The 26,072-nt window shown below is 54.0% G+C and carries 18 protein-coding genes; 6 read left to right on the top strand and 12 right to left on the bottom strand.

Annotation, left to right across the window (positions count from 1 at the left end; all coding sequences use genetic code 11):
- The first annotated feature begins 242 nt into the window (after window positions 1-242).
- Together VE954_RS08440 and VE954_RS08435 are read left to right on the top strand one after the other, a co-directional pair.
- Window positions 243-1,574 (top strand): peptide MFS transporter, encoded by a 1,332-nt coding sequence (locus VE954_RS08440; protein ID WP_324951632.1) that lies wholly within the window; start codon window positions 243-245, stop codon window positions 1,572-1,574.
- Between the two features lie 142 nt (window positions 1,575-1,716).
- Window positions 1,717-3,735 carry a hypothetical protein gene (locus tag VE954_RS08435; protein ID WP_324951629.1) on the top strand — a complete coding sequence of 673 codons (2,019 nt, stop codon included), beginning with the start codon at window positions 1,717-1,719 and terminating at the stop codon, window positions 3,733-3,735.
- A gap of 5 nt (window positions 3,736-3,740) precedes the next feature.
- On the opposite strand, the gene VE954_RS08430 is transcribed toward VE954_RS08435, so the two are convergent.
- From VE954_RS08430 to VE954_RS08405, 6 genes are read right to left on the bottom strand one after another with little or no spacing between them, the layout of a single operon-like run.
- Window positions 3,741-3,932: a hypothetical protein gene (locus VE954_RS08430; protein ID WP_324951627.1), complete on the bottom strand. Its 192-nt coding sequence runs from the start codon at window positions 3,930-3,932 to the stop codon at window positions 3,741-3,743.
- Window positions 3,926-5,410 (bottom strand): O-antigen ligase family protein, encoded by a 1,485-nt coding sequence (locus VE954_RS08425; protein WP_324951625.1) that lies wholly within the window; start codon window positions 5,408-5,410, stop codon window positions 3,926-3,928. The genes VE954_RS08430 and VE954_RS08425 overlap by 7 nt, the downstream gene beginning before the upstream one ends.
- A 10-nt stretch (window positions 5,411-5,420) precedes the next feature.
- On the bottom strand, window positions 5,421-6,875 hold the full coding sequence (locus VE954_RS08420) for a hypothetical protein (protein WP_324951623.1): 1,455 nt from the start codon (window positions 6,873-6,875) through the stop codon (window positions 5,421-5,423).
- A complete protein-coding gene (locus tag VE954_RS08415) occupies window positions 6,856-7,461 on the bottom strand; it encodes a polysaccharide biosynthesis/export family protein (RefSeq protein ID WP_324951621.1) in 606 nt (201 codons plus the stop codon). The genes VE954_RS08420 and VE954_RS08415 overlap by 20 nt, the downstream gene beginning before the upstream one ends.
- Window positions 7,458-9,014: a hypothetical protein gene (locus VE954_RS08410; RefSeq protein WP_324951619.1), complete on the bottom strand. Its 1,557-nt coding sequence runs from the start codon at window positions 9,012-9,014 to the stop codon at window positions 7,458-7,460. Before VE954_RS08410 ends, VE954_RS08415 begins: the two co-directional genes overlap by 4 nt.
- Window positions 9,015-9,024: 10 nt before the next feature.
- A complete protein-coding gene (locus VE954_RS08405) occupies window positions 9,025-9,825 on the bottom strand; it encodes a polysaccharide deacetylase family protein (protein WP_324951617.1) in 801 nt (266 codons plus the stop codon).
- A gap of 195 nt (window positions 9,826-10,020) precedes the next feature.
- Between VE954_RS08405 and VE954_RS08400 the strand changes: the two genes are divergently transcribed.
- Window positions 10,021-10,908 (top strand): hypothetical protein, encoded by an 888-nt coding sequence (locus tag VE954_RS08400; RefSeq protein ID WP_324951615.1) that lies wholly within the window; start codon window positions 10,021-10,023, stop codon window positions 10,906-10,908.
- Here VE954_RS08400 and VE954_RS08395 read toward each other — a convergent pair whose 3' ends face one another.
- Together VE954_RS08395 and VE954_RS08390 are read right to left on the bottom strand one after the other, a co-directional pair.
- A complete protein-coding gene (locus VE954_RS08395) occupies window positions 10,909-14,100 on the bottom strand; it encodes a putative LPS assembly protein LptD (RefSeq protein ID WP_324951613.1) in 3,192 nt (1,063 codons plus the stop codon).
- Window positions 14,072-15,433 (bottom strand): bifunctional folylpolyglutamate synthase/dihydrofolate synthase, encoded by a 1,362-nt coding sequence (locus VE954_RS08390; RefSeq protein WP_324951611.1) that lies wholly within the window; start codon window positions 15,431-15,433, stop codon window positions 14,072-14,074. Before VE954_RS08390 ends, VE954_RS08395 begins: the two co-directional genes overlap by 29 nt.
- 273 nt (window positions 15,434-15,706) lie before the next feature.
- Here VE954_RS08390 and VE954_RS08385 point away from each other — a divergent pair, with 273 nt between their 5' ends.
- The gene (locus tag VE954_RS08385) at window positions 15,707-16,078 is read left to right on the top strand and encodes a hypothetical protein (protein ID WP_324951609.1); all 372 of its coding nucleotides are present in this window, start codon (window positions 15,707-15,709) and stop codon (window positions 16,076-16,078) included.
- Between the two features lie 144 nt (window positions 16,079-16,222).
- Here the strand turns inward: VE954_RS08385 and secD are convergent, their stop codons facing one another.
- Complete coding sequence (gene secD / locus VE954_RS08380; protein WP_324951608.1) at window positions 16,223-18,967, bottom strand: protein translocase subunit SecD; 2,745 nt, start codon at window positions 18,965-18,967, stop codon at window positions 16,223-16,225.
- A gap of 339 nt (window positions 18,968-19,306) precedes the next feature.
- Between secD and VE954_RS08375 the strand changes: the two genes are divergently transcribed.
- Together VE954_RS08375 and VE954_RS08370 are read left to right on the top strand one after the other, a co-directional pair.
- Complete coding sequence (locus tag VE954_RS08375; RefSeq protein ID WP_324951606.1) at window positions 19,307-20,344, top strand: hypothetical protein; 1,038 nt, start codon at window positions 19,307-19,309, stop codon at window positions 20,342-20,344.
- A gap of 171 nt (window positions 20,345-20,515) precedes the next feature.
- Window positions 20,516-21,286 (top strand): ferredoxin--NADP reductase, encoded by a 771-nt coding sequence (locus VE954_RS08370; protein ID WP_324951604.1) that lies wholly within the window; start codon window positions 20,516-20,518, stop codon window positions 21,284-21,286.
- Between the two features lie 32 nt (window positions 21,287-21,318).
- Here the strand turns inward: VE954_RS08370 and VE954_RS08365 are convergent, their stop codons facing one another.
- The 3 genes from VE954_RS08365 to VE954_RS08355 all read right to left on the bottom strand — a co-directional run bounded on the left by VE954_RS08365 (window position 21,319) and on the right by VE954_RS08355 (window position 26,047).
- Complete coding sequence (locus VE954_RS08365; RefSeq protein ID WP_324951602.1) at window positions 21,319-23,079, bottom strand: mechanosensitive ion channel family protein; 1,761 nt, start codon at window positions 23,077-23,079, stop codon at window positions 21,319-21,321.
- Window positions 23,080-23,095: 16 nt separating this feature from the next.
- A complete protein-coding gene (locus VE954_RS08360; protein ID WP_324951600.1) occupies window positions 23,096-24,922 on the bottom strand; it encodes an ABC transporter ATP-binding protein in 1,827 nt (608 codons plus the stop codon).
- A 72-nt stretch (window positions 24,923-24,994) separates the two neighbouring features.
- Window positions 24,995-26,047, bottom strand: coding sequence for an MBL fold metallo-hydrolase (locus VE954_RS08355; RefSeq protein ID WP_324951598.1), 1,053 nt, complete (start codon window positions 26,045-26,047; stop codon window positions 24,995-24,997).
- Between the last annotated feature and the right edge of the window lie 25 nt (window positions 26,048-26,072).

The following is a 26,072-nucleotide window of genomic DNA, read 5'->3' as shown; positions in this document are numbered from 1 at the left end:
CGTAGTTGTCTATTGAAAAAAAATACACAGTCTGTTTCCCCTCTTCGTGGTTGCCCAAGCCGATTTGCTGCAGAAAAATCACTTATGTCATTCCTTGGAGGACAGGCCTTAATTTTTTGGGGTCCGGACTGATTCCAGCCTTACAATTCCGTATAAAAATATTATGATGCCCGGCACATTTCCCCCCGTCGGCAGCCTTTTTCAGGCGACCGGCTGTGCAAAATCAGGAGGATCGAACGTCGATGAGCCGCGCAGAAAGCTTGGGACAGAACGTGTCAGGAGAAAGGCAGCCCCCTGCTCTTTACCTCCTATTCTTTGTCGAAATGTGGGAACGTATGAGTTTCTACGGGATGCGGGCCTTGCTGGTGCTGTACATGACAGCAGCCACCACCGCCGGAGGGTTTGGTTGGTCGCGTGCTGAGGCTCTCAGTATTTATGGCTGGTATACCGGTTTGGTTTACCTAACGCCGATTTTGGGCGGCTATATGGCAGACCGTTTTCTGGGTCTTCGGAAAGCCATTACCATCGGTGCGACCACCATGATGATTGGTCATATATCAATGGCCTTTACGGGTGAATTTGCGTTCTTCCTGGGTCTTGCCTGTTTGATTGTCGGCAATGGTTTTTTCAAACCTTCGATGGCGACCCTGGTCGGCTCTCTTTATCAGGAAGGCGACCGACGCCGCGATGCGGCCTATACGATTTTCTATGTTGGTGTGAACACCGGGGCCTTCATCGCGCCCTTTATTTCAGGGACTTTGGGCGAACGCGTGGGCTTCCACTGGGGCTTTGCCGCAGCTGCCGTCGGCATGTTCCTGGGTCAAGTCCTCTTCCAATTGGTCGGACCTCGTTTGCTGGGCGATATCGGTAAATATCCAAGACGCGCAGCGGCCAATGCCGCGAATGCGGTCAAGGAAACATTAAGCGCCGTGGAACGGGATCGCCTTAAAGTTATTTTCAGTCTGATGATTTTCGTGGTGATCTTCTGGGCTTCGTTTGAACAGGCCGGTGGTCTCATGACACTCTATACGGATACCAAGGTCGATCGCGTGATCTTTGGCTGGGAAATTCCCACGACCTGGTTCCAGTCCATCAACCCGGTCTTCATCATGACCTTCGGACCTCTGTTCGCCGCGATGTGGGGCTGGCTGGCCCTGCGGGGTCGTGAGCCTTCCGCTCCTGTGAAATTCGGGATTTCACTGTTCCTGATGAGTCTTGGTTTCCTCTGCATGGTCTTCGCGGCTCAGCAAAGTGAAGTCAATGGCAAGGCCAGTGTGCTTTGGATCGTGGCCTCCTATCTGCTGCAAACCTGGGCTGAACTCTGTCTGTCGCCCGTGGGTCTCTCGATGGTGAACCGTCTGGCTCCGGCCCGCTTTGCCACTGTGATCATGGGGATTTGGTATCTTTCCAATGCGGTGGCGAACAAACTCGCGGGCTTCATTGGTGGATTCGCGGAAACTTTGGGAGAAGCCCAGCTTTTCGGCGCCATTTCCGCGACCGCTTTCGTAGCTTCAATGGTCCTCCTCTTCGGTCTCTCCAAACCGCTGCGTAAATGGATGCACGGCGTCGGCTGAAAATTCGGTAAGCTGAGGCCCGACTGGGCTTCAGCCTTCCCCTCCCCTGCCCGGCAGAAACTGCAGTCTGCACTCCCACCCCAATGCCTCTATACTGGGATGAGATGGATAGTATCTGCAACTTCTGGTGACAGGGTCTTGCATGCGCCGCTCCACTGATAAAAATCCGGAAACTACAGCCACTGATGCCATTCGTTGGCCGTCTCTCAGCTTTTTGCTGGGCGGTTTGAAGCGGCAGTTTCTGTTTGCCAGCATCCTGACGATTCCGGTGTTCTTCCTGGTGGTCTTTGGCGTGAGCCGAATCCCCCTCGAATATACATCCAATATAGCTGTGATCTTTGATACCGCGGAAAGCATGAGCGGTGGCGGCGATAACCTGGCTGTGGTCGTCAACCGTATCACGAGTTCTTACATGTCCCGCTTCAGTGATCCTGAATTCTATAAGCGGATGATGCAACGCCTGCCTGAAGACACGATCAAACTTCTGCCACGCGGTGAGTCGAAAATTAAACAGTTTCTGCAGGGCATCCTGCCAGCAACCCTGCAGCCTGCCTCATGGTCGCTGACTCCCGAAGAGCAAACGGCCCTGGCGCGGATCGACGAATTGACCAACAGCCTGACACCCAGTGTGATTATAGGGCAATTTACCTTGAATCTGGCAGCGACGGCGGCCGACCCCAAGGATGCCCAGGTGATGGCCAGGGCGGGCATGGATCAGTATATTATCGATGATCTGACGCAAAGGCGAATCCAGGCCCAGGCGAAAATCCAGGAACTTTCGGCACTGGAAGCCACGGTCCTTAAGGAAAAGGAAGCGCCTTCCGACCTGAGCCAAACATCGGAACGTCAGACCACCATGCAAACGAGCCCAGAAGATCGTCGCAGCATCAAAAACAAAGAACAGGTCCTGGTTCGGGAAATCCTCCTGAAACAGGCTGACTTCGATCGTGCGCAGTCCACTCAGGAAAGCAAACTCCTTCTCCTCAACGATGACCTCAACAATCTCTTATCCCGCAAGGGCGTGACTCATCCCGATGTCATTCAAAAGCAAAGGGAGATTGAAAAGATGAAGGCGGAACCGGTGGATGCACCGATCCAGTCCGAACTCAATCGCCTGAAATCCCAGCTCTTCACCATGCAACGTGATATGAAAGCCCGCGGGTTGCCGATCGACCGCAGCGTGCAAATCGCCAGCTTTCCTGATGATACGCGCCGCACGCTTTCGGAACTCACCACGCAGATTCGTACCCTGGAGAATCAGGTTCAGGATCTCACGCGTGATATCGAAAATCCTTCCGCGAGCCGACGCTTCACCACCGTTCGTGAACCGGAAGCTCCCACAACGCCTTCCAACAAAAAACAATATGGTCTGGCCATCGGCGTTGGACTGATGCTCTGTCTTCTGACCTTCGGTATGACCATTCTGATCCGCGAAATGAACCAACCGTATGTCGTGGCTTCCGAGCAGATGGATCGCCTTTACGGTGTGCATCCGACGGCTGAAGTCAAACCCTCCTGGTTGCGCCAACACCCTGCTTTCGATGCTGAGCAGATCCGTGAACTGCGGCCCCAGCTCGGACAACTCGTCAGCAAGAAAAGACCGGAGCTCGTTCTGCTGGATTCCTATCGGCACATCGGTCAGCTGATCGATCAGATGCAGGAGCGGCAGGTCACAGTCGTTTTTGATACCGGTGCTGAAAATCATCCTGATAATCTCGCCGCCAACCTTACCAAGGTCCTGACGGTCGACAGCGGACGCCGCGCCCTCTTTTTAAGCTTTCGGGGTCGGGAGAATCAAAACGAGGAAAATACCGCGGACCTTATGGAATTCCTGGCTGGCAAAGCCGAATGGAAAAACGTTCGACTCAAAGGGTCCGCTGATGGGAGTCATGATACAGCCTACGCCCGTGACCCGCTGGAATCCCTGGGAGCCTTCCAGGAGGATCTGGTGCAAAGACTCTTCAAAAGCCTGCGTGAAAAATATCAGGTCATCGTCATCGAAGCGTTCCCACCCGCGTTCAATTCAGAAAACGGGATCCTCCACCAAGTGGCGGACGCCGTGGTTCTGCAGATCCGCCTGGGCGAAACGCGGCACGAAGACCTTCAGCGCCTGCTGCAGTTCATGGACCGTCGCAAGATCGCCGCGGCCCTCATGAGCTGAACCCGTTAAGGCACCAGTTCTGGCATAATAGCCTGGGGAAACAGGGAAAAGACTAGACCCCAGCCCATATAAAACAGGATCAAATAGCTAAAGATCCAGCCAAGTTTCGACAGATGGAGAAACTCCATGCGTCGGCCGAAGACCACACCCAGAACCAAAACATGCAGCACGAACATCAAGGCTAAACGCGTTAGCATTTGCCGAGCTCCTTTTTGCGCATTTGATAAAGCCGATAGCAGCCGCCGAGCAGAAGGCCACCCAACAGCTGATTCTTGCTGACCTGCAGCCCGATATCACCAAACACATAACTGAAAAACTGCACAAAATAGAAGAGCGAGAAAATCCCGATATAACGGTATCCCGCCATATCCTCATCAAAAACCAAACGGCCCGCCATGGCAAACATAAAGAGAAAGACCAGACTGAGCCCGGCTATCGTCAAAGGGCCCCCGTAACACCAGGCCGCCAGCAGGTTATTATGGGGAATCATCTTATACCGCGGGTAAACGCTGGCCACCGAAGGCATGGGATAGAACTCTTCAAATTCCTTGCCGTAGCCCATGCCAGTGATGGGGGCTTGCGAAACTTCGCGCAGCATGTTGGCATTTTCCAGGTCGCGATAACTTGGCCCTTCCTGGCCCGTCTCCTGACCGAAGGATCGGTACAGGGCTCCCACGAATCCCAAGGGGCCAGGTAGATTCCAGGTGACAGCAGTGAGTGTGCCAAAGGCCAGGGTGCAGGTTACAATCATGCGCCCATAAACTTTCATGAACGATTTAGGCAGGAAAAACAAGAGCGCTATCAACGCAAAGGGAATACCAACGTAGGATGTACGTCGATCGTTGAGGATATAAGCTATGAGGGTCAACACAAAACCTAGAACACTCGCCCCTTTCAGCAGGCCTTCCGGCCGACGCCAAGCATACTGCAAGAGATGCAGCATGGCCACCACCTGATAAGCGGAAAAATAGTGTTCATAAATATATTCCGCTTCCGCAAAATAACCCCGGTTGGTAATCCAAATAAAAATGGTCTGCACGGATTTAAATACGATCAGCATGGTGAGCCAGAAAAATATTTTGCGGAAAAACGGCTCATCCCGAAGCACCACAAAGCCAATAAAAGTCCAGATCGGCAGGAGATAAAGAAAACGGATTTGAATCAGCGCCGTTTCCGGTGACCCGCCCGTCATGACCCCATAGAATGAATTCACCAAAGCCATGAGCAGGATCATCGACGTGATGATCAGCAAAGGCACAAGTCCCAGACCCAGCCAGGCCTTCTTTTCTTCACGGCGGGTAATAATCACACAGAGCAGGGCAAATCCCATCGAAAAGACCTCAAATCCTGTGAGGCCAAACGAGCGAAACAGAATATTGCCTAGAATGTCTTTGGTAATCGAAAAAAGCCCATTCCAAGGCGCCTGGGCAATATCATCGATAAAAAAGCAGAGGATGAAAAATCCCAGGAGCATGATTTGATCGGAGCGCGCGCCGAGGCGAGGCAAAATAATCCAGGCAGCGACGGCCAGGATCGGTATGGGACTGAGAGGCAGCAGCGGCTCACGCATGAACATAAAAAGGCCAAGCGCCAGGGCACAGATGAAAACCAGCATCTCGATCCAGAGCGCATGACCTTTGGTTTTGGACTGTAACGTAAACTTGCCGGGATTCATCAAAGGCCCCCTAGAAATTCCCTAATTGACCCAGACTTACCAGGAAGGTGAGACGTTCGGCCGCCACGTCTGTGATCTCTTCCTGCAAATTTTCATAGCTAGCATCAAGACGATAAAAGGTTCGACCGCCGAGAGGCCTTACACCGCCCGTCAGGGTTTGCTGCCAGCCCACGCGCAGATCCGCAAAATTACGGCGGATCGCAACCGGAGGCGTATCCGTTTCAAAGCGACTGGAACGCGCGCCCAGGATAACACTCAGCTGCCCAAGCCTGGTCACATCATAGACCTGCGCAATATTCGATTCGACAAAATCTGCATGACTTTGGGCAAATTCCTGCCGACTCTGCACGAGGGAAAGAGTCAAACGATAGCGGCCCCGTTGATGCGCCCACTGCGCCTGACCCGTAACCGTGCTGCGCTGCTGATCCGTCGCCACAAAATTCTGCACCGTAAACACCCGATAAGCCGTGATCAAATCGATTTGCTTGCTGGCACCAAACAGAAACGAGTTCCGAGCATCCCCGCGGAAGGCCAGATTCGCTTCCCCAAAGAGTTGACCCGAGCTATCGTCATTGCCTTGCTCCCGTAACGCGCGCCCAAAAATGCTGGCACTCCAAGCTGATTCCGGCGTGTAGGTGAGCCCCAATTCGGGACCACTCAAGCGTCGATCTTCAGCATCGGTGCCCTGCGAACGCAAATCCTGCCAGCCCACACTGCCGTTGATTCGTCCGATGAGGGGAAAGAGCAGGCGGCCCTGAATATCAACCACGTTCTGCCGGGCGCGAAGTCTCTGACCAGCCAGATCATTACCTAAATCCAGTTCCGTCTTGCGAGCACTGGTCTGCAGACGCGCTCTGACCCAACGTTTTTCCAGGCGCGCACCCCAGCTATCGATCTCACTTTCGCTTTGGTCGGTACCGGCAATCTTCACGCGTGATTCCTGCCGATTGGCATCCAGCGTAACGTCCAAAGTGCGAGTCAAAGAAATGGTATCCGCAACGGTCAAGCCAACTCCCCAGCGATTGGTGGTCCCACCCGTTGTGGAGAGGTTCAGGCCGTTGCTCAAAATAAATTGATCTTCAAGATTGGCAAAGCGGGTCGAGCCGAAGAAAACACTGCCGCCTACATCGATGCCCAGACTGAACCGATGCTTGCCGACGCTCCGTTCCCAAAGAGTCTGGCCTTCCAGCAGAACAAAGCGATCCAATCGATCCCCAACACCCAACGTCCAGTTCAAACGGGTGACCTGGCTGCGGGCTTCCACGGAACGATTCAACTCAACAGTTCCGGTGTCCACGAGGTAAAAGGTATGCTCCGCGGTTTCAGGCTGGGCTCTTTGCCAGCCCCACCACAGTCCATCAGCGTGCTGCCAACTGCCTTCAGAATCACCCGGCGTTTGAGCGCGAAGCAGTCCAGGCAGCAGCGCCAGCCCGATGATCAGCGCCTTATTCCACGTAGATAACATCGCCACTTTCCAATGTGATGTTATCAATGTATTTTTCTCCGGTCAGGATATCTTCGTAGCGCAGCGAAAAGCGGCGAACCTTGTTATTTCCAACCTGGCGAATCAGAACAATGCGTCCCGTGGCAAAAGCGGTCGGCCCACCCGCCAGAGTCATGGCCTGCAAGAATGTGGTCTCACTCGTCAGCGGAACCATTCCAATGCGACTGATTTCCCCGGCAAAATACACGGAAAAGCTGCGAACCCCGAGGAGCGAGGCGGTGACTCTCGGATTTTTCACCATGCTGTCGAGCGCGCTTTCCAAACGCTTGGTCAACTGAGCGACTGTCATGCCCACGACATTGATCGGGGCGATCAGGGGAAACGTCAGAATACCGGCCGGTGAGACCGTAAAGCGGCCGCTGAGCTTTTCCTCGCCATAGACCACGATATCAATTTCATCGCCCGGCCCGATGGTGAATCCGCCCTGACGGGTAAATGTTTTACCGGCCTGCAGCTGCGAAATGTCCTCGGCTGGTATATGAAAGGTGCAGGCCTCCATCCAGGACAGGGCACACAGCACGATCAGAATACGAACTGCCATTTTCATCGACCCATCTCCTTGGCTGCTGATCCATGGCCGGCTCCCGTCAGAGCCACGCCCAGGACGACAAGACTCTCCTGCTCATCCTCTTCATCGAAGGGGTTCTTTTCGACAAATTCCCGTTCAGCTTCGACGAAGACATGCCAGGACCTTTGTACGAAGTATTTGGCTTCCAGGCGTAAAGCTGCGCCGAGCAGTTTGGTAAAACTTTCGGGATCCTGATAGTAGCTGCGACTTACGGTCAAGAGCCGTGCATCTCCCGAAAGATGCCAATACTGGCCGTCCCCATGAGCCGCGCGCAAACCAATCCCAGCCTTCCATTCGCGTGGATAGGTGACGGCATCCGCAGCGGGTTTGGGATGATCGCTGAATTCCAGGGGAATGAAAAAGCCAATGCCATGCTCTGTTTCTTCGGTCACCAGCTGCCCCAGACGCAGCTCGGATTGATAGGTGACAAAGGGCGCCTCATGACCATCACGTTCCAGAGCCGCCGTGAAAACATAGCGTTTCCAAAGACTCATGCCGACCTTGGCGGTATCGCGCATCAGACCCTGTTCCTCGATCATCAAAGGCCTTTCGACCAGCGAAACAGCCTCTCGACGCAGACCAAAGCCCAGCGAACTTTCACCCAGGCGTATAAAGTTATCCACCCGTCCCATCAGGTTCTGATCACCGGCTGAAAAATAGCCAAGCTCGGTCTGCAGATTCCAGTTGGTGGTCAGATTAAAGGTATAGCCCAATTCCAGGGATGCTTCCTTCTGTGGTTCCGGGTCCAAAGGATGGCTCAGCTCATGCGCACCGACCGCGACATGGAGCGGCCCATGGTAATCCACTTCCAGCGTCCGCCGCCGATACCCACGCAGATCCACCAAATCTTTGCCCGCGACACGCATCCAGACGTTATGCGCTGGGTGATCGGATCCAGGTTTGGCATTACCGTATTTTTCGAGCAGGGTTTCCGCTCGCTCCACGGACTGGCGTAAATAAGGAGACAGATCATAGCGCTTCATCGCGGCGATTCGTAACAGGGCCGCCTCATCATCACGACTCCAGATCAGAGCATAGAGTCGTTCGATCTCCGAGGATTCATTATTATCCTGAAGACTGATCAGCTGCTGATAGGTGGCAAGGCCATCCTTGTACTGCTCAAAGCGAATCAGGTTACGAGCCAGCACCAGCATGACAAACGGATCATCGGCATAATCACGCTGTCCGATGCGCACGCGATTCGCGAGTCCACTGTAATCTCCCTGCCAGGCTCGATAGAGCACCTGCACTTTTTCGGAGCCGGATCCGGAAGCCGGAATGGAACGCCCGAGGTCCTTGATAGCGGCTGCATTCTGCTGCATCGCATAGACAAAGCTGAGCCAATAGACGGCGGCGTGCCGATAATCATCCCGCGGACAGGCGAGCATTTGCCGGCCCAGGGATTCGGCCTGAGGCCCCAGGCTTTGGGCCTCGGCCAGGAATTGACCAAACGTCGACGCATCACAGGCGGCCTGCGCCCGTGCCGAAGAAAATCCCAACAGTAAAATGAATAGACCGATGCGACTTCGCAAGGCTCACTCCTTAATCGTAATCATCGCAGGAGGATTCACCTGCCACCTGATCCACCGTACTGCCAGCTTCTTCCAGGACAGCACGCAGTTCAGGAATCTGATCCAAACGCACAAAAGAGAAGCCAAAGGCAGACAAATCAGGAAGCAGGGCAGCGAGCAGCTCCAGACTGCGCGGGTCTTCATCATGAAACGGAATAATACCCTTTTGGAGCCGGACGATTTCGCTGAAGTACTGCTGCGTGCAGGCGCTCACGCTCAGGTCATTGTCCCAGCACGCGGCATCATCCATAAACGTATCGCTCGCCACCGTATCGGGAGCGATCGGGCCTACGTATTTACCAAGCCCATTGTGATTGAAAAGATCGGCGAGCTCTTCCGAAAACGCACCTTCCGGAGCATGGAACAAGAACATATTGCCGGTCACGTCTTCTGTGATCAGAGCATCGGTCTTGCGTACTTCCACAATCGGCTCGTGTGAATGCGTCAGCGCTGTGAAGGTATAGCCCCCATTGCCGACGATATGTCCCTGCTCCCAAAGATGGTGCAGAGTCGATTGATGCTCATGGGCGGCGGCTCCCCGCACAAAGAACGAACCTTGAATCCCGCTCTGTTCGAGCAGAGTTCCGATATCCGCGGTGGTTTCGGAAGGCCCGCGAAGAAAGGTCAAAGACAAAGTGTTCGTGGGCAGGCCGGCTCCAGTCCATGGCTCCGCGCGCAGATTTTTTGCCGTCAAATCACAGCTGCTGCCCTTTTTCACTAGCCCACAGCCAGCCAAAGCCAGACTGAGAGTAGCGGTGGCGAGTCCTTTCATGCGACTGCTCCCTTGGGACTGTCAAATTTTTTGTCAGGTGGTCTTGGCTATCAGTGTAGCAGAAGCCCTCCAAGCCACACAAATCATTTGTAAATTACCCGAGTTATGCGGCAAACCCGGTCTGGTCAGGACCTTGCATTTTCAAAAGGGCCACGCGTCTGTGGATTCGGCTGTTTCCCTGGGAATGGAGTTGTTATGACGAAGCGGTGGTTTCTTTTCAGCCTTTGGATTGTTACGGGTTGTCTGCCTCAACCGTCCAGTGACGTGCAGAAAGCCAGACCGGAATTGACCATCAAAGGTCGGATCCTGCATAGCAGTGAAAGTTTGAGCGGTCGCACGGCCGTCTATTTGGAGCAAAACTCAGCTCCGGAAGCCCTCTCGGCCGATGATGGCAGCTTTGACTTGACCCTGGATACCGAAAGGCTGGCAGCTTTACGCCTGCAGTACGGCTTGCAAAATTCACGTTTGCACCTCTATTTCGTCCCTGAAAACGCCGATCCGGAATCGGCCGTGATCGACTCTATCAATCTGGAATCTCGTGGTGAAATGGATTTGGGTAACGTTCTGATGCAACCGAACACGACGGTCACCGGTCGCGTCGTGGCTTATGGGGCTCCCGTACCTGAGGCGCGCGTGCGTCTAGGTCGTCAGGAACTGATCACAGCGGAAGATGGCAGCTTCAGCGCCGATGTTCCCGCGCAGTTATCCACTCCGCTGCTGGTCGAGAAACGAGGCTTTGTGCAGACCAAAGGCACATGGCTGGCTTCGGTTCAGGAACGCGATCTCGAACTCTATAGTGATCTCACTCCAGTCGGCAGCATTGCCGCTGAACCGACCCTCAGAAACGCGGGCAATACGCCAATTTCATTGAGTTATTCCGCAAACGGCGCCGCCTATTGGATTCGATTTGCCGGCCGTGCCGAAGTCCTGGACGAGAACTATGAGTCCGACGCTCCCTGGCTGGATTTACGCCAACCCTTGCAAATTTTGAGTGCGCCGGTGATTTATTATCAATTCGCGGATCGGGATCAGAAGATATTGGGACCGGTGCTGAGTTATACACCGGCCACGGTCGAGGAATGATCAAAGGTTTTCTTCGTCGACACCGAATTGCCGTTTAAGCCCCGGTGAAACATCGGCATTGCGCCGATTGCCCAGGAATATGACCGCCAGCTGCACGATGTAGTTGGCGTTTTCTTCAACCTGGTTCAAATCCTTTTCCCGCACAAAACGCAGACCCCAACATCCCGATAGACTATCGTATCCAATTTGATACGACGTTCCGTATTGGGACTTTTCATTCTCGACCTGCCGTTGAATCAGGTTCGCACCCAGGGTGATATAGGGAATGATGCCTGAACTTAAACCAGCGTTGGTGGTTTTAATCCTCTTGAAAAAGACCTTATCCTGAGCCAGATCCAGTTCAGCGTTTTTCTCAAGCACATAATTCATAGCCAACGATGTGGACCAAAACGTGGGCAGACCAAGGCCGAAGCTCAAGGACGTGTTCGCGTTCTTATAAATATTGTAAGTCGAGGTGGTGGTCAGCGACACGCCTCGCCAGTTGACCATCAAACTGGAGTACGGCCCCAGCCAGGACTCTGGCAGGTTATAGTAATTGACCTTGGACACGCGAAGCTGCTCGGCCGTCGTCGGATCGGCAGCAGCAACGGCCTGCTCTTCCAGTTCCTCATTGCGTTGAATCTGCTCCTGCCGCAGCTTTTCCTGCTGGTAGTCAAAGCTCATGCTGACCGAGAAATTCACTGGCTCTGACGCATTGATGTCTGAACTGCGATAACGATTGATCAACCAATCCACTCCACCATCCGGCTTATCACGGAACATGGACGTCGAACTGGTGACGGGCTGATCCTTGACGCTTAACAATTCCCGCAACGCCTGCTTTTGCATATCCAGGAGGTTGCCTTTGATCTCCGCCTCCTCATTGGGCGGCAGCTGACCCGGCACCGTTTCCAGCACCCGATCGAAAACCTGCCAGCGATGACTCGTACTGAGTGTGATGCGCTGATGAGGAATCATCATATCCTCATCCCGGACGTCACGATCTTCGGCGTAAAAGACTTTGCGATCCGAGGGGAAATAAACCAGAGGGGCATTGTTGGTATCCACCAGTTCACCATAAGGCCCATCCCGCACCACACTGGGCCGCATGGAAAGACTGAGGCCCCAGTTCATAATGTGCTTCACATAACTCTGGCCCTTGCCGTCTTCCGGCTTGCGAATCCACGCGGGAAGCGGCCCGGTTCCATCGATCGGCAAATTCAGCGCAAAGCCGGTTCGCCAACTGCGGATGGTGCTGCTTTTTTCCGGCAACGATCGGTGGCTGATGACCCGCAATTCCCCTTCCGTGAATTGATCGACGCGCACAATACTTTCCGTGGTCAAAGGCGTCGTCAGCAACATGGCCATGCGTTGCCACGTTCCATCGCCCAATCTCGGTTCGACCGTCGTGGGCGTGGGTGTGACCGTGGGCGTCAGACTCGGGGTACTGGAATCGAACTGATCAATTGAAATCGTTTTCGCCTGCACCTCGGCATAGATCGGTATGTTCAGCCATTGGGCCGGCAGGAGGCGGAACAGCCTCGTCTGAACATTGAAATAGGCAGGCATTTGCTGGCCCGCATAGCGTTCCGTTGACCACGCGTTATCACCGACCGAACCCCCGATGCCAAGATAAAAATCCCGACCATCGAAATCCATACGAGCCTTGGCCGTCGAGAACGCGTTGGCATTGGCCTGAGTGGCAAAGGCTGTGACGATATCTTCAGGCAGATAAAGATCTTCAATATAACGATGATCCGACGTGACTTTACCGGCAGAAACAATCGACAGTCGCGGCGCCAGGAAATAGCGTCCCTGCCACTCCTCTTTGCCCCTCCAGGTGTTTCCCGGCGGCGAAAGGGTATCAATCGTTTGCTTTTCGCAGGCCGCTCGTTCTACGGGATCAGTCTGGGTACAGAAGGGTTGATCCACCAGATGATACTGCAGAAGCCCATTGCGTTCACTGCGGAGCTGCATCCATGAGGTATCGCGAATCATTTCCGTTTGAAAGCGAAAGCCTGAATTCTTGCGGGCTTCATATCGCCCTTCGACCCCGACGCGCGTCCCACGTTTTTGAAAAAGGTCGGTGGTGATCGTGGCGTCGGCATCCTCGCCGAGATCCAGAAACACCGGCTGTGTGTACACAAAACCGTTTTTCTGTTGTCCGCTTTGAAAGCTCGGCATCAGAAAACCCGACTGCCGTTTGGCCTTCAGCGGCAGTTTCAGATAGGGCAAATACAGAATCGGTATGCCTTTGATGGTCAGCACCGGATGATGCAGATCCACGTAGCCTTCCTGCTGCGCATCGATTTTGTCCGCCTGAAAACCCCAGGCTGGTGTTTCATCTTCATCGCACCGGCACGGCGTGAACGATCCGCGATCGACGCGATAGAGATTGCCATCCCGTCTTTGCAGATTTTCACCTTCCAATCGGAAATAATAGTTCTGGGGCAAAGGCGCTGTCTTGGTTTCGGCGCGGGATTTTTTCCAGTAGGTGCGGCGCCGTTCCAAACGCGACCGCCGCTCGGGATCACGATCCGCGAGCATGGGGGGTGAGGACTCCCGCGTAAAGCGTTCCCGCTCCAGCAGACGGGTATAAGCCGTGACCTGGTCCTGCGAGGGTTCACGGGCCGGCGACACACCGAATTCCCGCTTCATATCATCCTTGCTCTTTTGAATGGCGCGCAGCTGCTCTTCACGGGCCGCGTCATAAGCCAGTTCCCGCGGCGCCTGCCCCAGAATACGGCGGCTGACTTCCTCGACTTTTTTGGGATCATTGGCGGTAAGCATCGCGTTGCTGATGGTGAAGTCGCCAAGCTTCCACTGCATCTCAATGCGTGTCCCGGTAAACACTTCGTATTGGTGGAGCAGGACCACGTGCCCTTCCGCCACCAGCGTGGTCGTCGTGTAATCGACCTGGATTTTATCGGCCGTGATCACGTTGCCACCGCCGATCAGAACGACATCCCCTTCGAAAAGGTATCGCTTGCCTTCCTTGTCGAGACCAATCGTGCGCGTATCGTAGAGAAAGGAATAGTCCGGATCGACATCCAGAGGATCCAGCGAAGGGACCGGTCGATCGGCAGCGCCCAGTTCAGGCACCGGCCGTGTTTGCGCAGAAGCCAGGCCAGAAGCCAGGCTGCCGAAGATGAGGATTAACAGAAAGGACCGCAGAGAAAGCCCCTTACCAATCACCGCTAAGACATCGTTCAAGGCTGATTCCATCCTTAGGCGCGCTATCAAAATGCTGAAGGATTCGTCCCACAGCCAGCACCGAACCACAGACAGCCCAGGGCGCATCGGCCGGGTTCCATCGAACCAGGGCTGCGTTCCAGGCCTCTGTAAAATTCGAAAAAAATGGCAGATCGCGATGCCGGGCGTCGAGAAGTTCCGGCTGCCAGGCACGTTCATGCTCAATCCCAAACAGGATGACAGGATGCAGCCGCGAACGCAAGACGTCCAGAATGCGATTCATATCCTTGTCTTTCAAGATACAGACCAGAGCCGGCATAGGTCCCGCAAGGCCGCGACTGGTCAATCCAGTCAGAAATGCTTGGGCACCATCAGGATTATGCGAAACATCGAGGATAAGGCGCACCGGACCACGCTCAGTCGGAATCAGCAGTCTTTGGCTCCGACCGTACAGGGTCACAGGTGCCGCCGCCTGACCTTCCCCTAAAAGCGGCCAAATTTCATTCAGAGGCCCCCAGCCGGCTTCGATCTGAGTCGACTGCAGGTAATGGTACATCGCAGCCGCCAGAGCCAAATTCCGCCTTAAAAAAAGCGGAGTCGCGCGCAGACAGTTTTGAATGGGGAGTGAGCAAAACGAAAGGTTCGGCAGGTTGATCACGACGAGCTCACTGGCTTCGTCATAACCAAAATCACGGCCCGCTTCAAAAAGAGGCACATTGAGTTTTGCGGCTTTCTGCAAGAGGTGCTCACGATAACCGGGAACCGCGCAGACCTCACCGCTGTTGCCCCAGAACAGCGGGCGTTCAGCGCGCATGATCCCAAGTTTTTCATCAAGGATGCCCATCAGATCGTGACCAAGATATTCCTGATGGTCTTTCGAAACACTGACCACAGCCGAGATTAAGGGATCGCTCACATTGGTCGCATCCCAACGTCCACCAAGGCCCACTTCGAGCACTTGAAAATCTGCGGCTTTCTGCTGAAAAAGTCGGAAAGCCAGCAGTGTCGTGATTTCAAAAAACGACAGCTCGTCATAGAGGTCAGCGGGCAGTTCCTTCTGCAACTCGCGCCAGACATCAGCCAGCATCCCGTCATCACACGGTGTTACACTCAGCTGGCAGCGTTCCGAGAACGCAGCGAGGTGGGGCGAGCTGAAGAGGCCGATGTTGCGCTGATTGAGCGCCAGGAGGTACCAGAGGAAACCACTGGTGCTCCCTTTTCCATTGGTGCCACCAATCAAAGCCGCGGGGATACCTGCAGCAGGTCGCTTTAAAAATTCGTAACTGCGCTCAATCCGTTGCAGACCAGGTTTTATATGGGTGGAGCGCTTGGCAAAGAGCTGATCGAAATCCACGGTTTTTTCCTCAGTCACGCTGGCCTAAGAACCGAATTACTTTAACAAAGAACCGCTTTTTCGGGCAGGCCTAAAAGCATTTTTCCCAAATATTACAAATATTTTCCCGTTGCAGAGCCAGATCGCATGGCCTAAGATGACCCTAACCCCATGAAAAAATAACGGTTGATGGCGGAGAGTACTGGCCACAGAGGGGAGCTTTTTATTAAAAAGCTCAGACTCTGTGTGAGGGAGCCTTGCGCGTCGACAGCCTTGACAAGAAAGGTGGCCCTAATGCTTTGTAAGCGTTGTCCTCACTTGGTTCGTCACGGACAGTATGTCCAAGAGAAATCCCAGATCGAATTCAAGAGTCTCTGTGGTTTGATCATGAAAAAATACATGACTCCCGAACCAGTGATCGACGACCCCAAAGCCAAAGGCCCTAAAAAGGTCGGCTTGCGTCGTCTTCCCAAAAAAGGTGAAGCGGAACCCAACATGGATTGCGTCAGTCATCCATTCCCCAATGTATTTGATTACATTGATTGCAGCGTCTATCAGGAAACCTTCAAGTCCACCACGCGGAAGAATGATGTGATCCCGACCAAGGATTTCCAGTATTCCGACGCTCTGTCTGGCAACTCCATCACGGATATGGAACTCCTGTAAACAGCGGCCTTATCATTCATGGTGGAAAAAACAAGGGGGCCTTTAGCCCCCTTTTTGATCCCTGCATTCGAGATGGTCATCCCAGTCCAATACTAACCATCAGTTAGCCGCGAAGCGGTCTGACCCGCCACGCGACCCAGGACCTTAGCCGCGAGCAACCTCGCTGCCCGCAACCTTAATCACTTTTTTCTTTTGCCACTGTTCAAAGAACAGAAGGCCCGTGGTCGCCACGAAGGTCGAGCTGACCGTCGCTGCAATGATACCGATGAACATCGCAATCGCGAAGTTCAGGATCTGCGACGTGCCAAAAGCCAGAATACCAGCCAAAGACACCATAGTGGCAAACGAAGTATTGATGGAACGTGACAGCGTTTCATTCAAGGAAATGTTCACGTTTTCCAGAAGAGAACGTCGGGCATGCCCCTGAATGTTTTCACGGATCCTGTCATAGATAACAATCACGTCATTGACCGAGTAACCGATAATCGTCAGAACACCAGCCACCGCGGTCAGATCAAAGGGTCTTTGGAAGAAGAGATAGAACGCCAGAACCATGGACACGTCGAAGATCATCTTCAAAACCGCGCCAGGGACAAAGCGACTGTCAAAGCGCAGGGCCACATAAAGAACGATACCCAGTACCGCCCAGAACACGGAATAAACACCCTGCTTGCGGAGTTCCTTACCGATGGCGGGACCTACGTATTCCACTTTTTGAACATCCGGCTTATACGGCGCCAGCTTCTCCATTAGCGTCTGTCGAATCGTGCGAGTCTGTTCTGTGTTTGCAGCCACTGCGGCTGCATCGACACCTTCTGCCGTGATATTACTGCCTTCAAATCGGGCCGTGTACTGCTTGCCGTCGGCACCGACTTCCTGCAGCTGCACATCCTTCACGCCGGCCGCTTCAAAGGCCTGACGAACAACATCAACTTCAACCTTCTCACCGAAGACAACATCGATCTGGGTACCACCCGCGAAATCCACCGCCCAGTTAAAACCAAGCGTTTGACTGCCGACCAGAACCGCAAGCACCATAGCCACGCCAAAGCCGGTCACAGCTTTGCCATATTTCATGAAGTTGATGTGCCGACGAGGCGCCTGAGCTTGTTTTTGAGCGCGTGCCCAGCCCAGCCATTCCTTGACCTGTTGCTCGTTCTTGCCGCGGGCAATCAGCAGTTTGAAGAAGGTATGAGTTACCGTCAAAGCTGTGAAGAGTGAAACCAAAAGGCCGAGGATCAGTGAGATGGCAAAGCCTTTAACAGGACCCGAAGAGCTGGTTTCCAGCATAACAAAAGCGGCAACAAGGGTCGTGACGTTGGCATCGATAATGGTCCAGAACACTTTGGAGAAACCGTTTTCCAAAGCTTTTTGGGGCGGACGCCCATCCCGCAATTCGTCGATGATACGTTCGTTGATCAAAACGTTGGCATCAACCGCCATACCCAAAGTCAGGATAAAGCCGGCGAAACCGGGCAGCGTGAGCGAAAAGCCGAAAGCGGCCATCAGCATCAGCAAAAGGATACCGTTCAACACTAGAGCTGCGCACGAAAGCGCACCGGGAATACGGTAGTAACCGATGATAAAGACCAGAACGAAGACCAAACCCACAAGGACCGAGATCACACCCTGGTTAGCCAATTCAGGCCCGAGGGTTGCGCCGACCTGCCGTTCTTCAAGGATGGTGATCGGTGCGGGCAAAGCACCGGAACGCAGAATCAAGGCCAATTGCAGGGCCTGTTCCTGTTTGACGTTGAAGGCTTCACCGGAACCCAAGGTGATCTGAGCGTTGCCGCCCGAGATTTTACTTTGGATCACAGGATCGGAAACGATGACGTCATCCAACACGATCGCCATCCGACGTCCGATGTTCGCACCGGTAATGTCACCGAAACGCTTGCCACCGGTCGGGGTAAAATTCATGGAAACAACGGGATCATTGGTCAGGGAGTTGGGATCGTAGGTAACGCTGGCGTCGAGCACATCTTCGCCGGACAGTTCCGTGGCAGCCTTCAAAACCTGGCCTGTGTAGCGGAATTTCTTACCACCGGCGAGGGCAGTTTCTTCAAACAGCAATTCACGACCTTCGGGAACCAAAGGTTTGGCCAGTTCGGTCAGAACCTGCTTGTCCTCGCCAACCAAAGCCATCGCTCCGGTATTGCCCCGGCGCTCCAAAGTCACGCCAGCAGGCAGTCTGCCTTCCAAGGCAGCGAAACCGCGGAATTCTTCATCTATGAGTTTGAACTTAAGCTGAGCGGTTTTGCCAAGCAGTTCCTTGGCCTTGTCCGGATCCTTGAAACCTGGCAACTGCACCATGATCGACTTGTCGGCCCGACGGTTGATCGAAGGTTCGGATACACCCCACTTATCGATCCGGGATCGAACGACTTTTTCAGCCTGCTCCAAGGAACCATCGCGGATGCGTTTCAGTTCGTTATCATCGTATTTCAGATCGAGAACCTGGCCTTCACCGCCCACGCGCTCCAGACCTGCATACTGGCTGCGGAGGTTGGCTCGGAATTCGTTCACATCCACACCGTCTTCCAGCGTGATGCGAAGAGTCTGCTTGCCTTTGATGCCGTAAGCTTCCTTGACAGTTTTCTTGTCCTGGTTGGCCCAACGCTCAAGTTCCGTTCCGATACGACCCAGACGGTTATCGATAGCCGCCTCGGTATCCACACCTAAAACCAGCTGCACGCCACCTTGAAGGTCGAGACCCAGTTTGATGTGTTTTCTGGGGAGCCACTTAGGAATGGCTTTGTCGAGTTCCGCCGGGTCATTCCGCGTTTCCTTAGGTAAGGAGAAGTAAATAAAAGTCGGCGAAATGTAGTAGAGCGCTCCTAGCGTGATCAGCAGGATGGCTATGGCGCGGAATCGCAGGGACTTCATGGGGGCTCCATTCCTTCTATTAAAGCAGACTACACCGCATCACGGGTGACCGTTACAGATACCTTGACTCGTCGGAAGTGTCAGCCGTTTTTTTGGTAGCGATTCAGCGTGGATGCACGCTCCCAAGAAACGCAAATACGACGCAGTTACATTCCTGTTTCTGCAGCTGTCACCTGATGCTCACAACTGTGCTGCCTCCAAGTCTGTCAAAATGATATTTGGCTGTCCATGAAAATTCATCATCACCTTGCAGCGCAAGCGCTTGAAAGCTTTCTTATGTATGGCATGGGTTTCGCTCCGCAAACCTTGCTTCCTATTACGTCGCGGAGGACTCACTTCATGCAATCGGTTCGAAAGATTTTGGTTCTGGCCAGTTTCCTCAGCCTGTTCACGGGCTGTGCTGTTGAATTGGATGACACACCAGCAGACGAAGAGGACAAGGTCCATTACGAGTATGGTACCTGGGAAACGCATCCTAATTCCTCGACCTATGAGTATGTCGAATGCACCACATCGGGCGGTTCATCACGTCTGTGTGGTTACCGTCCTGGCACGTCAGCTTCATCGACCCGACCCGATTACAGCTGGCAGAGCAACTGCCGCGGTGGTGACTGCCAGATTCTGAACGTCTTCGCCCATTATTCGCTGCATGAAAATTTGGGCACCAGCCGCACCCTGGTGATCGAAGCCTTTGAAAATGCCCAATTCAGCGGTTCGCCGGCTGCCAACATTCATATTGCCGGTTTTGATGCCAGCCGTCCGAATTCGAGCGATCTCGAGGAAATGTACCTGGCGCCCGGCGAATATTATTTCCGTGCCTATTTCACGACCGCGGATTCGCAGCCGACCCCTTATCCCATGGACGGCATGATCCTGGTGGGTGAAGTGCCGGTGGGTGTTTATGGAGCTCTATCAGGTGCCAAACGCGTGATGGTGAAACCGGAGCAGCAGCCGGAGGTCATCAATATCTATATAAATCAGCTCTTTAAAAAGCCGGGCAGCGACCCTGATACCAACGCTCGCATCCGCCTGCGTGTGAATGTTTCGCCAGAGGATATCATTCCGGCCAATCGGGATGTCCGTATTTTCCTGCTGAAAACCCCGGATACAGAAGCGCGGCCTCTGTACAACCTGAGTTTCAGCAGCAACCTTCTGCTGGTCCATGGCCAGGAGTATACCGCGGAATTTGTGACCCCGAGCCTTGATTTGGCTTCCTATTATGTCTTCGCTTTCGTCGACGAAAACAGCAACGGTTACTATGACTCCATCGAGTTGGGGGCCTTTTACCTCGAAAATCAGGAGGTTTCGAGCTTCCCGGTCGAGCGTGATCGAACCCGCAGTCTTCAGTTAAACCTGAGTCTGCACCCGGATCGTTGAAGTTTTGCGAGCTTCCGGCCCCGGAACCAATATCGGTTCCGGGGCTCTTTTTCGTCCCCTACCCCAAGGAAACCCATCCGCCAGCCGGGTCGCAGCGGCCTTGCCCCACCAGACAAAATTGTTTATAGTCCCCCGTCTCAGTCATATGTGCTCTGAACAAAGGACAAGCCCATGCAAGAGAGTGCTGCTCCCCGCCGCAAGAAAGGCTGGATGAATCTGAAAGTGACCCAGGTGATCGATGAGACCTGGGATACGAAAACCTTTCTGATGGAAGACGCCGAAGATGGCTCCTGTCCATTTGACTATATTGCGGGCCAGTATCTGACCTTTCGCTTTGATGATATCAGCGAACGCCCCGTCGCTCGTTCCTATACGATGAGCAGCTCCCCCAACCAGCAGGGCTTTGCCGCCGTGACCATTAAACGTGTGGTCGGAGGCCTCGTCAGTAATTATTTCTGTGACAAGGTTGAAGTGGGTTCGGTTTTGAAAGCGCGCGGTCCGATCGGACGTTTTACCTGGGATCCCACACGCTGTCGCAATCAGCTGGTCATGGTCGGCGCCGGCAGCGGTGTCACACCGTTTGTCAGTATTCTGCGCGCCTATGCCGACACCCTGGGCCAGCCGGGTTCACCCGAGAAAATGACTTTGCTCGTCGCCTATCGTTCCAAAGAGGATTTGATCTGCTGGCCTGATCTGGAAGTCCTGCAGAAAGTTCCTGGCATTCGTATCTTTGTAACGCTGACGCGTGAAGATGCGCGATCGGAAGGATTCCTGCACGGTCGTCCGGACGAGGCCATGCTTGCCGGCGTGTGTGAAGGGACCTATGAAGATGCCACGTACATGACCTGCGGCCCTGATGCGATGATGAAAAACGTTCGGGAATTCCTGCAGAAGAAAGCCGTTCCCGATCAGCACATCATGCTCGAATCCTTCGGCGACTAATCACCCTAGGGAGCGGAGCCGAGGCCACCGCCTTAGCCGCTCCCGATGTCATTATCCTTCTTCATATTGCCAAACGCCAGCACATCGGTCCGCGGCTCAATCCACTCCTGGGGATACAGCGGCATCGGAAAGCCACCAAGGTTTTCCAACTGGCGAATCTTCTCATGCACCTCCTGCTGCCGCTGCTTCAGGACTTCCGGATCCTGGGACAGCAGTATGGGTGCGCCCTGGAAGCCAAATCCAGCACCGCTTTCTTCCACCAACCGGACAATTCTTATATTCAGGTCTTCGACGACGGCCAGGTACTCATTCCAATCCGTGCTGCGGATGTAAGCAAAGAATTCGATTTCAAATCCGTTCGACGTAAACTTCACAAACCGCACGCGCGAGGGATCATTCATCACCAGAGGATGACCAATCAGCATCTCTTTCAGCTTGATGAGAATGTAACGCAGCTGATCCGCACTCGTATCGAAGCGGAGGACCATGGTTGATGTCCACCGCAGTTTATCCCGTCGCTCGAAGTTCTCCAGTTTCATCAGGGAGAATTCCGCGTTCGGAATCGTCACGACAGTCCGGTCCAACGTTCGGACTCGCGTGGAGCGCAGGCCTATATCCTCGACCGTTCCCACGATATCACCGTAACGCCCAAAATCACCCACTCGCACGGGCTGATCCAAAATCACCGAAATGCCACCAAACAGGTTTTCAATGGTTTTCTGACCCGCCAGCGCAATGGCCAAACCACCAACCCCAAGACCCGCGACGATGGCCGTCACATTGAAACCAAGGTCGCGCAGAAGAAAGATAATGCCGATCACCACGACGATGGTCTTCAACCCTTTTTGCGTGGGCGGCAGCATCGCGGCGGCTCCCGGTCGCCCCTGTTTGTCGAACGACAAACGCATCATGGCCATCGTCGCTTCAGTCAAACGCAAAGCCAGAAAAATAAGGGTAAATGTCAAAACAACAGTCGTTCCGTATTGGACCGTCTGCCGCACAGCCAGGTTCAGATCCACATGATCGAGCGCTATGTCAAAGACCCAGAGACCCGTGAGCATGCGCAGCGGGGGCACAAAGCCTTTGAGCATCTCATCCGTCAGATAAATCTTGAACCTTCGGCTGGTGAAATTAATCCCCTTGATCAGAAACCAGGCCAGGATCCGCGAGACCATCGACGCCATCAGGATGGCGAGCGCCAGGCCGAGCCACTGCCAGGCTTTGATGCCACGAAACTGATACTGCACCAGGACTGGTGGAATGTTGGCTTCGATATCCGACTGCTTTATTTTGTCGGCAAGGGCTGGAATCTGATCCATGAACTCCGGAGCAAAACGCCAGACCTTGGCATCCTCCACCTGCACGTGCACCAGCATCACGGGTGTACTGATCCCGTCGACGGCGACCTGGCCGACGACTTCCACGTCAGGGGCCAGGCTGTCGTTCTGATAGCCATCGGGCTCGATGGAAATGACCGCGAGATTGATTTGCCCCTTTTTATTCAGAACTTCAAAGAGCTGCCGCGTGAGTAAGTGCCGACGACTCGACCCCAGGCGTCTCGAAAACTCAATATAACTGACAGCGCCGTCCACATCCTCGCGCTTCATCACATTCAAAAACTGCCGCATCATATAACGCGGCGACTCGATATTTTCCCGGCTTTCTGTCCGCGAAGGCGCCGACGCATCCTGCGCATAGAGTTTGGCGGCCTGCACCTGGCCAAAGGCCGAGGAAAGGCTGAGCAGCAGCAGAATTGCGGAGATCATAGGCCCAGGACGACATAACTTCGGCATGAACGCACCCTTACCTTCAAACATAACCACTGGCTTGCAAAGCGAACAATTTCGCATAACGACCCTGGGCCGCGATCAACTGATCATGGCTGCCCTGTTCGATAATTTGTCCACCTTCGATAACCAGTATCGTATCAGCCATGCGAACCGTGGGGAAGCGGTGAGAAATCAGGATCGAGGTACGATCCCGGGTCAAAGCCCGAAAACTGTTGAAGACCGCAAATTCAGCTTCAGCATCCAACGCCGCTGTCGGCTCATCCAGCACCAGGATATCAGCCTCTTCCCGCATGAAGGCTCGCGCCAGAGCAATCTTCTGCCATTGTCCGCCGGATAATTCCACTCCGTCATGAAACCAGCGACCCAGAGGTGTCTCCAAACCCTTCGGCAGTCCTTGCAGCACGCCATCCGCACCGCCGTGATCAATGGCACGCAGGAGGCGCGACTGTTCCGTTTCATGCTGGATACTGCCCATGGCTACATTTTCAGCAAAACTCATTTGATAACGATTAAAGTCCTGAAAAACCACCGCCATGCGCTGCAATAAAACGTCCTCAGCCCAATCCTGCAAATCTTTTCCATCCAAAAGAATGCGGCCCCGTGTCGGTCGATAGAGTCGCGTGAGGAGTTTGATAAAGGTCGTCTTGCCGGCTCCGTTGTGTCCCACCAGAGCCAGGCTTTGCCCTTTTGGAATAAAGAGGTTGATATCACTCAAAGCTTCCTGAGTTTGCCCAGGATATTGAAACGAGACCTGCTCAAAGCGAATGCCTTCCTCCTGTCGAGCCGTTATCACACGCTCCGGCGGCGTGGCAGTCGTTTCAGGAATGGCCAGAAACGCAAAGAGGTTCGACATATAAAGATTGTTCTCATACATGCCGCCCAAGGTACCCAGGATCGACTGGAAGGACTGTTGCCCTTGACGAAATGCCGCCACATAAAACGTGAGGTCACCGAGCGACAATTTTTTCAAAGCAGCGGCCATCGCAATCCAGGCGTAACAAAGATAGAACGCCAACGTCCCGATCAAGGATAGGAGGTAACCCCAGGTCGAACGCCGCAAACTCAGCTGCTGGTCCTCACGATTCATGCTCTCGGCGATGGCTTGATAGCGACGGAGCAGGGTCGGACCCAGTTTGAAGAGTTTGACCTCCTTCACATGCGAATCATTGGCCAGCACATATTCCAGATAGTTGAGCTTGCGCAGCTCGGCCGAGCGTCGATTGCGCGCCCAGAATGTGGTCGTTGAAAAATAAATTTCCGCCAGTGCGGCCGGCATTGCCGCCAGAAAAAGACCAATCACCGCCCACACATTCAGATTCATCAGCAGAACGAGGTAACCGCTGAGAGTCAGGCCATGCTGAATCAACATAAAACTGTCGCTGACAACGGCCAAAGGCCGTGAGGACGCCTCCCGGCGGGCACGGACCAATTGATCATAAAATTCAGGATTTTCAAAATCCTTCAGATCGAGCGTCAGAGCTTTTTCCAAAATCCTGACATTGATGTCGATCGCCAAACGTCCGCCAATCAACTGCCGACAGAGACTGAGGCCACGTTGGCTGAAAGACTGGAACACCATCACACCCAGTTCGATGGCCACCCATTGCAGAGTCAAGGCGCTGTCCCCAGCGACCACGGCATCGATAATAAGTTTGCCCAGCCAGGCGATAAGGAGCGGCAAAAAAGCATTCACCAGCGTCAACAGACCGAGCCCCACGAAGAGGCGCGGGGCCGACTTCCAGGCCAAACCAAAGGTGGCGGGTGTATACGTGAAACTTTGCCGGATGCGGGTCCAGCTTAAAGGATTTTGAGAAGGCTTGGGTTTTTCCGGCAGATAAGGACGCATCGTATCCCCCTTGGCAGGAATACGATGACAGAAATCAAGGCGCTGGAGCAAGGGACAAAGCGCGCCCCTGGTTTATAAAGGTGTGATGATAAACTTGTCCAAAACCTTGCGGGTCGGGGTCGCGCCGATTTTTTTCAATTCGTTATCGAGAAGAATCAGCCCATCCTTGGTCAGCTGCTGAACATGTTCATCCGGCTGAAAGGTGGCACCTTGCGGAAAATCCTGACCGGGCGTTTTGGAAATTTCCACATGAGCACCCAGAACGTGGCTTATGGTTTTTCCTTCAGCAAAGGTGCGCAGCCTCGTAATGCTGGCCCGATACGTTTCCCAATCCTGAACATAGAGGCGTCCCGGATACAGAGTATCGCCTGTGAAAAGGATACCTGTTTGCGCATCAAAATACGCGAGGTGACTGGCTTCGTGCCCAGGAATCGGAATCACCTTGATCACCCGGCCGCCAAGATCGTAGTCCACCACCGAATTCGGGAAGTCTGCAATCCCAAAGAAAGTCGAAACAGCAGCCTGACCCGTGCCGACCACCACTGTGCCGGCCTGTCCATTAAACTGAGCATCGGCCGCACGGTGATCACCATGGGCATGGCTGTGGGTTACGACCAAGGTAATTTGCGCGCGTTGGGCGGCTCCATAATGTTCGACCAACAGGCTTTCCACCATCGTGCGGATCGGAAAGGTTGCCGCCGAAGCTGTCGCTCCTGAATCGATCAGGAGGGCTTTCTGCGCGCCAAAGATCAGATGAATAAACGGCGCTTCAAAGTTTGTACATTTATTCTGCCGCAGAATGGTGAGGTTTTTATTATAGGCGTGAACCTGAATCGGCGGCTGGTTATTCTGAGCGCAGTTGGCGACGCCGGCATACCATTGCACGTTCAAGTTTCCAGCTTCGAGCGCGGGAGCGGGCGCCGGGGTATTCGTGGCCGGTGTGTTCGGCTTGGTCTCGGGATCAGCCTGGGTATCACCCCCAAGAGTTTCATCGGGGACGCCCGTGGCATCTTCGCCGGGAGCTGTGGTGGTGGTCGTCGTCCGGGTCTGCCCCGGTTGGGCGCTTTTGGGCGCGGTGCAGCTCAGAAGACAATAACCTAATACATACAGCAACTTGGAATTCATTCTAGGCCCTTTCCGCAAACGTGTA

The organism is Oligoflexus sp. (assembly GCF_035638955.1).
Taxonomy (GTDB): Bacteria; Bdellovibrionota_B; Oligoflexia; order Oligoflexales; family Oligoflexaceae; genus Oligoflexus.
The sequence above is the reverse complement of the archived record's forward strand: the minus strand, read 5'-3'. Positions and strand labels throughout refer to the sequence as shown.

Excerpts from the sequence above, each read along its gene's own strand:
- VE954_RS08440 (WP_324951632.1), top strand. The coding sequence starts at position 243 with ATGAGCCGCGCAGAAAGCTTGGGACAGAACGTGTCAGGAGAAAGGCAG.
- VE954_RS08435 (WP_324951629.1), top strand. The coding sequence starts at position 1,717 with ATGCGCCGCTCCACTGATAAAAATCCGGAAACTACAGCCACTGATGCC.
- VE954_RS08430 (WP_324951627.1), bottom strand. The coding sequence starts at position 3,932 with ATGCTAACGCGTTTAGCCTTGATGTTCGTGCTGCATGTTTTGGTTCTG.
- VE954_RS08425 (WP_324951625.1), bottom strand. The coding sequence starts at position 5,410 with ATGAATCCCGGCAAGTTTACGTTACAGTCCAAAACCAAAGGTCATGCG.
- VE954_RS08420 (WP_324951623.1), bottom strand. The coding sequence starts at position 6,875 with ATGTTATCTACGTGGAATAAGGCGCTGATCATCGGGCTGGCGCTGCTG.
- VE954_RS08415 (WP_324951621.1), bottom strand. The coding sequence starts at position 7,461 with ATGAAAATGGCAGTTCGTATTCTGATCGTGCTGTGTGCCCTGTCCTGG.
- VE954_RS08405 (WP_324951617.1), bottom strand. The coding sequence starts at position 9,825 with ATGAAAGGACTCGCCACCGCTACTCTCAGTCTGGCTTTGGCTGGCTGT.
- VE954_RS08400 (WP_324951615.1), top strand. The coding sequence starts at position 10,021 with ATGACGAAGCGGTGGTTTCTTTTCAGCCTTTGGATTGTTACGGGTTGT.
- VE954_RS08385 (WP_324951609.1), top strand. The coding sequence starts at position 15,707 with ATGCTTTGTAAGCGTTGTCCTCACTTGGTTCGTCACGGACAGTATGTC.
- secD (WP_324951608.1), bottom strand. The coding sequence starts at position 18,967 with ATGAAGTCCCTGCGATTCCGCGCCATAGCCATCCTGCTGATCACGCTA.
- VE954_RS08375 (WP_324951606.1), top strand. The coding sequence starts at position 19,307 with ATGCAATCGGTTCGAAAGATTTTGGTTCTGGCCAGTTTCCTCAGCCTG.
- VE954_RS08370 (WP_324951604.1), top strand. The coding sequence starts at position 20,516 with ATGCAAGAGAGTGCTGCTCCCCGCCGCAAGAAAGGCTGGATGAATCTG.
- VE954_RS08365 (WP_324951602.1), bottom strand. The coding sequence starts at position 23,079 with ATGCCGAAGTTATGTCGTCCTGGGCCTATGATCTCCGCAATTCTGCTG.
- VE954_RS08360 (WP_324951600.1), bottom strand. The coding sequence starts at position 24,922 with ATGCGTCCTTATCTGCCGGAAAAACCCAAGCCTTCTCAAAATCCTTTA.
- VE954_RS08355 (WP_324951598.1), bottom strand. The coding sequence starts at position 26,047 with ATGAATTCCAAGTTGCTGTATGTATTAGGTTATTGTCTTCTGAGCTGC.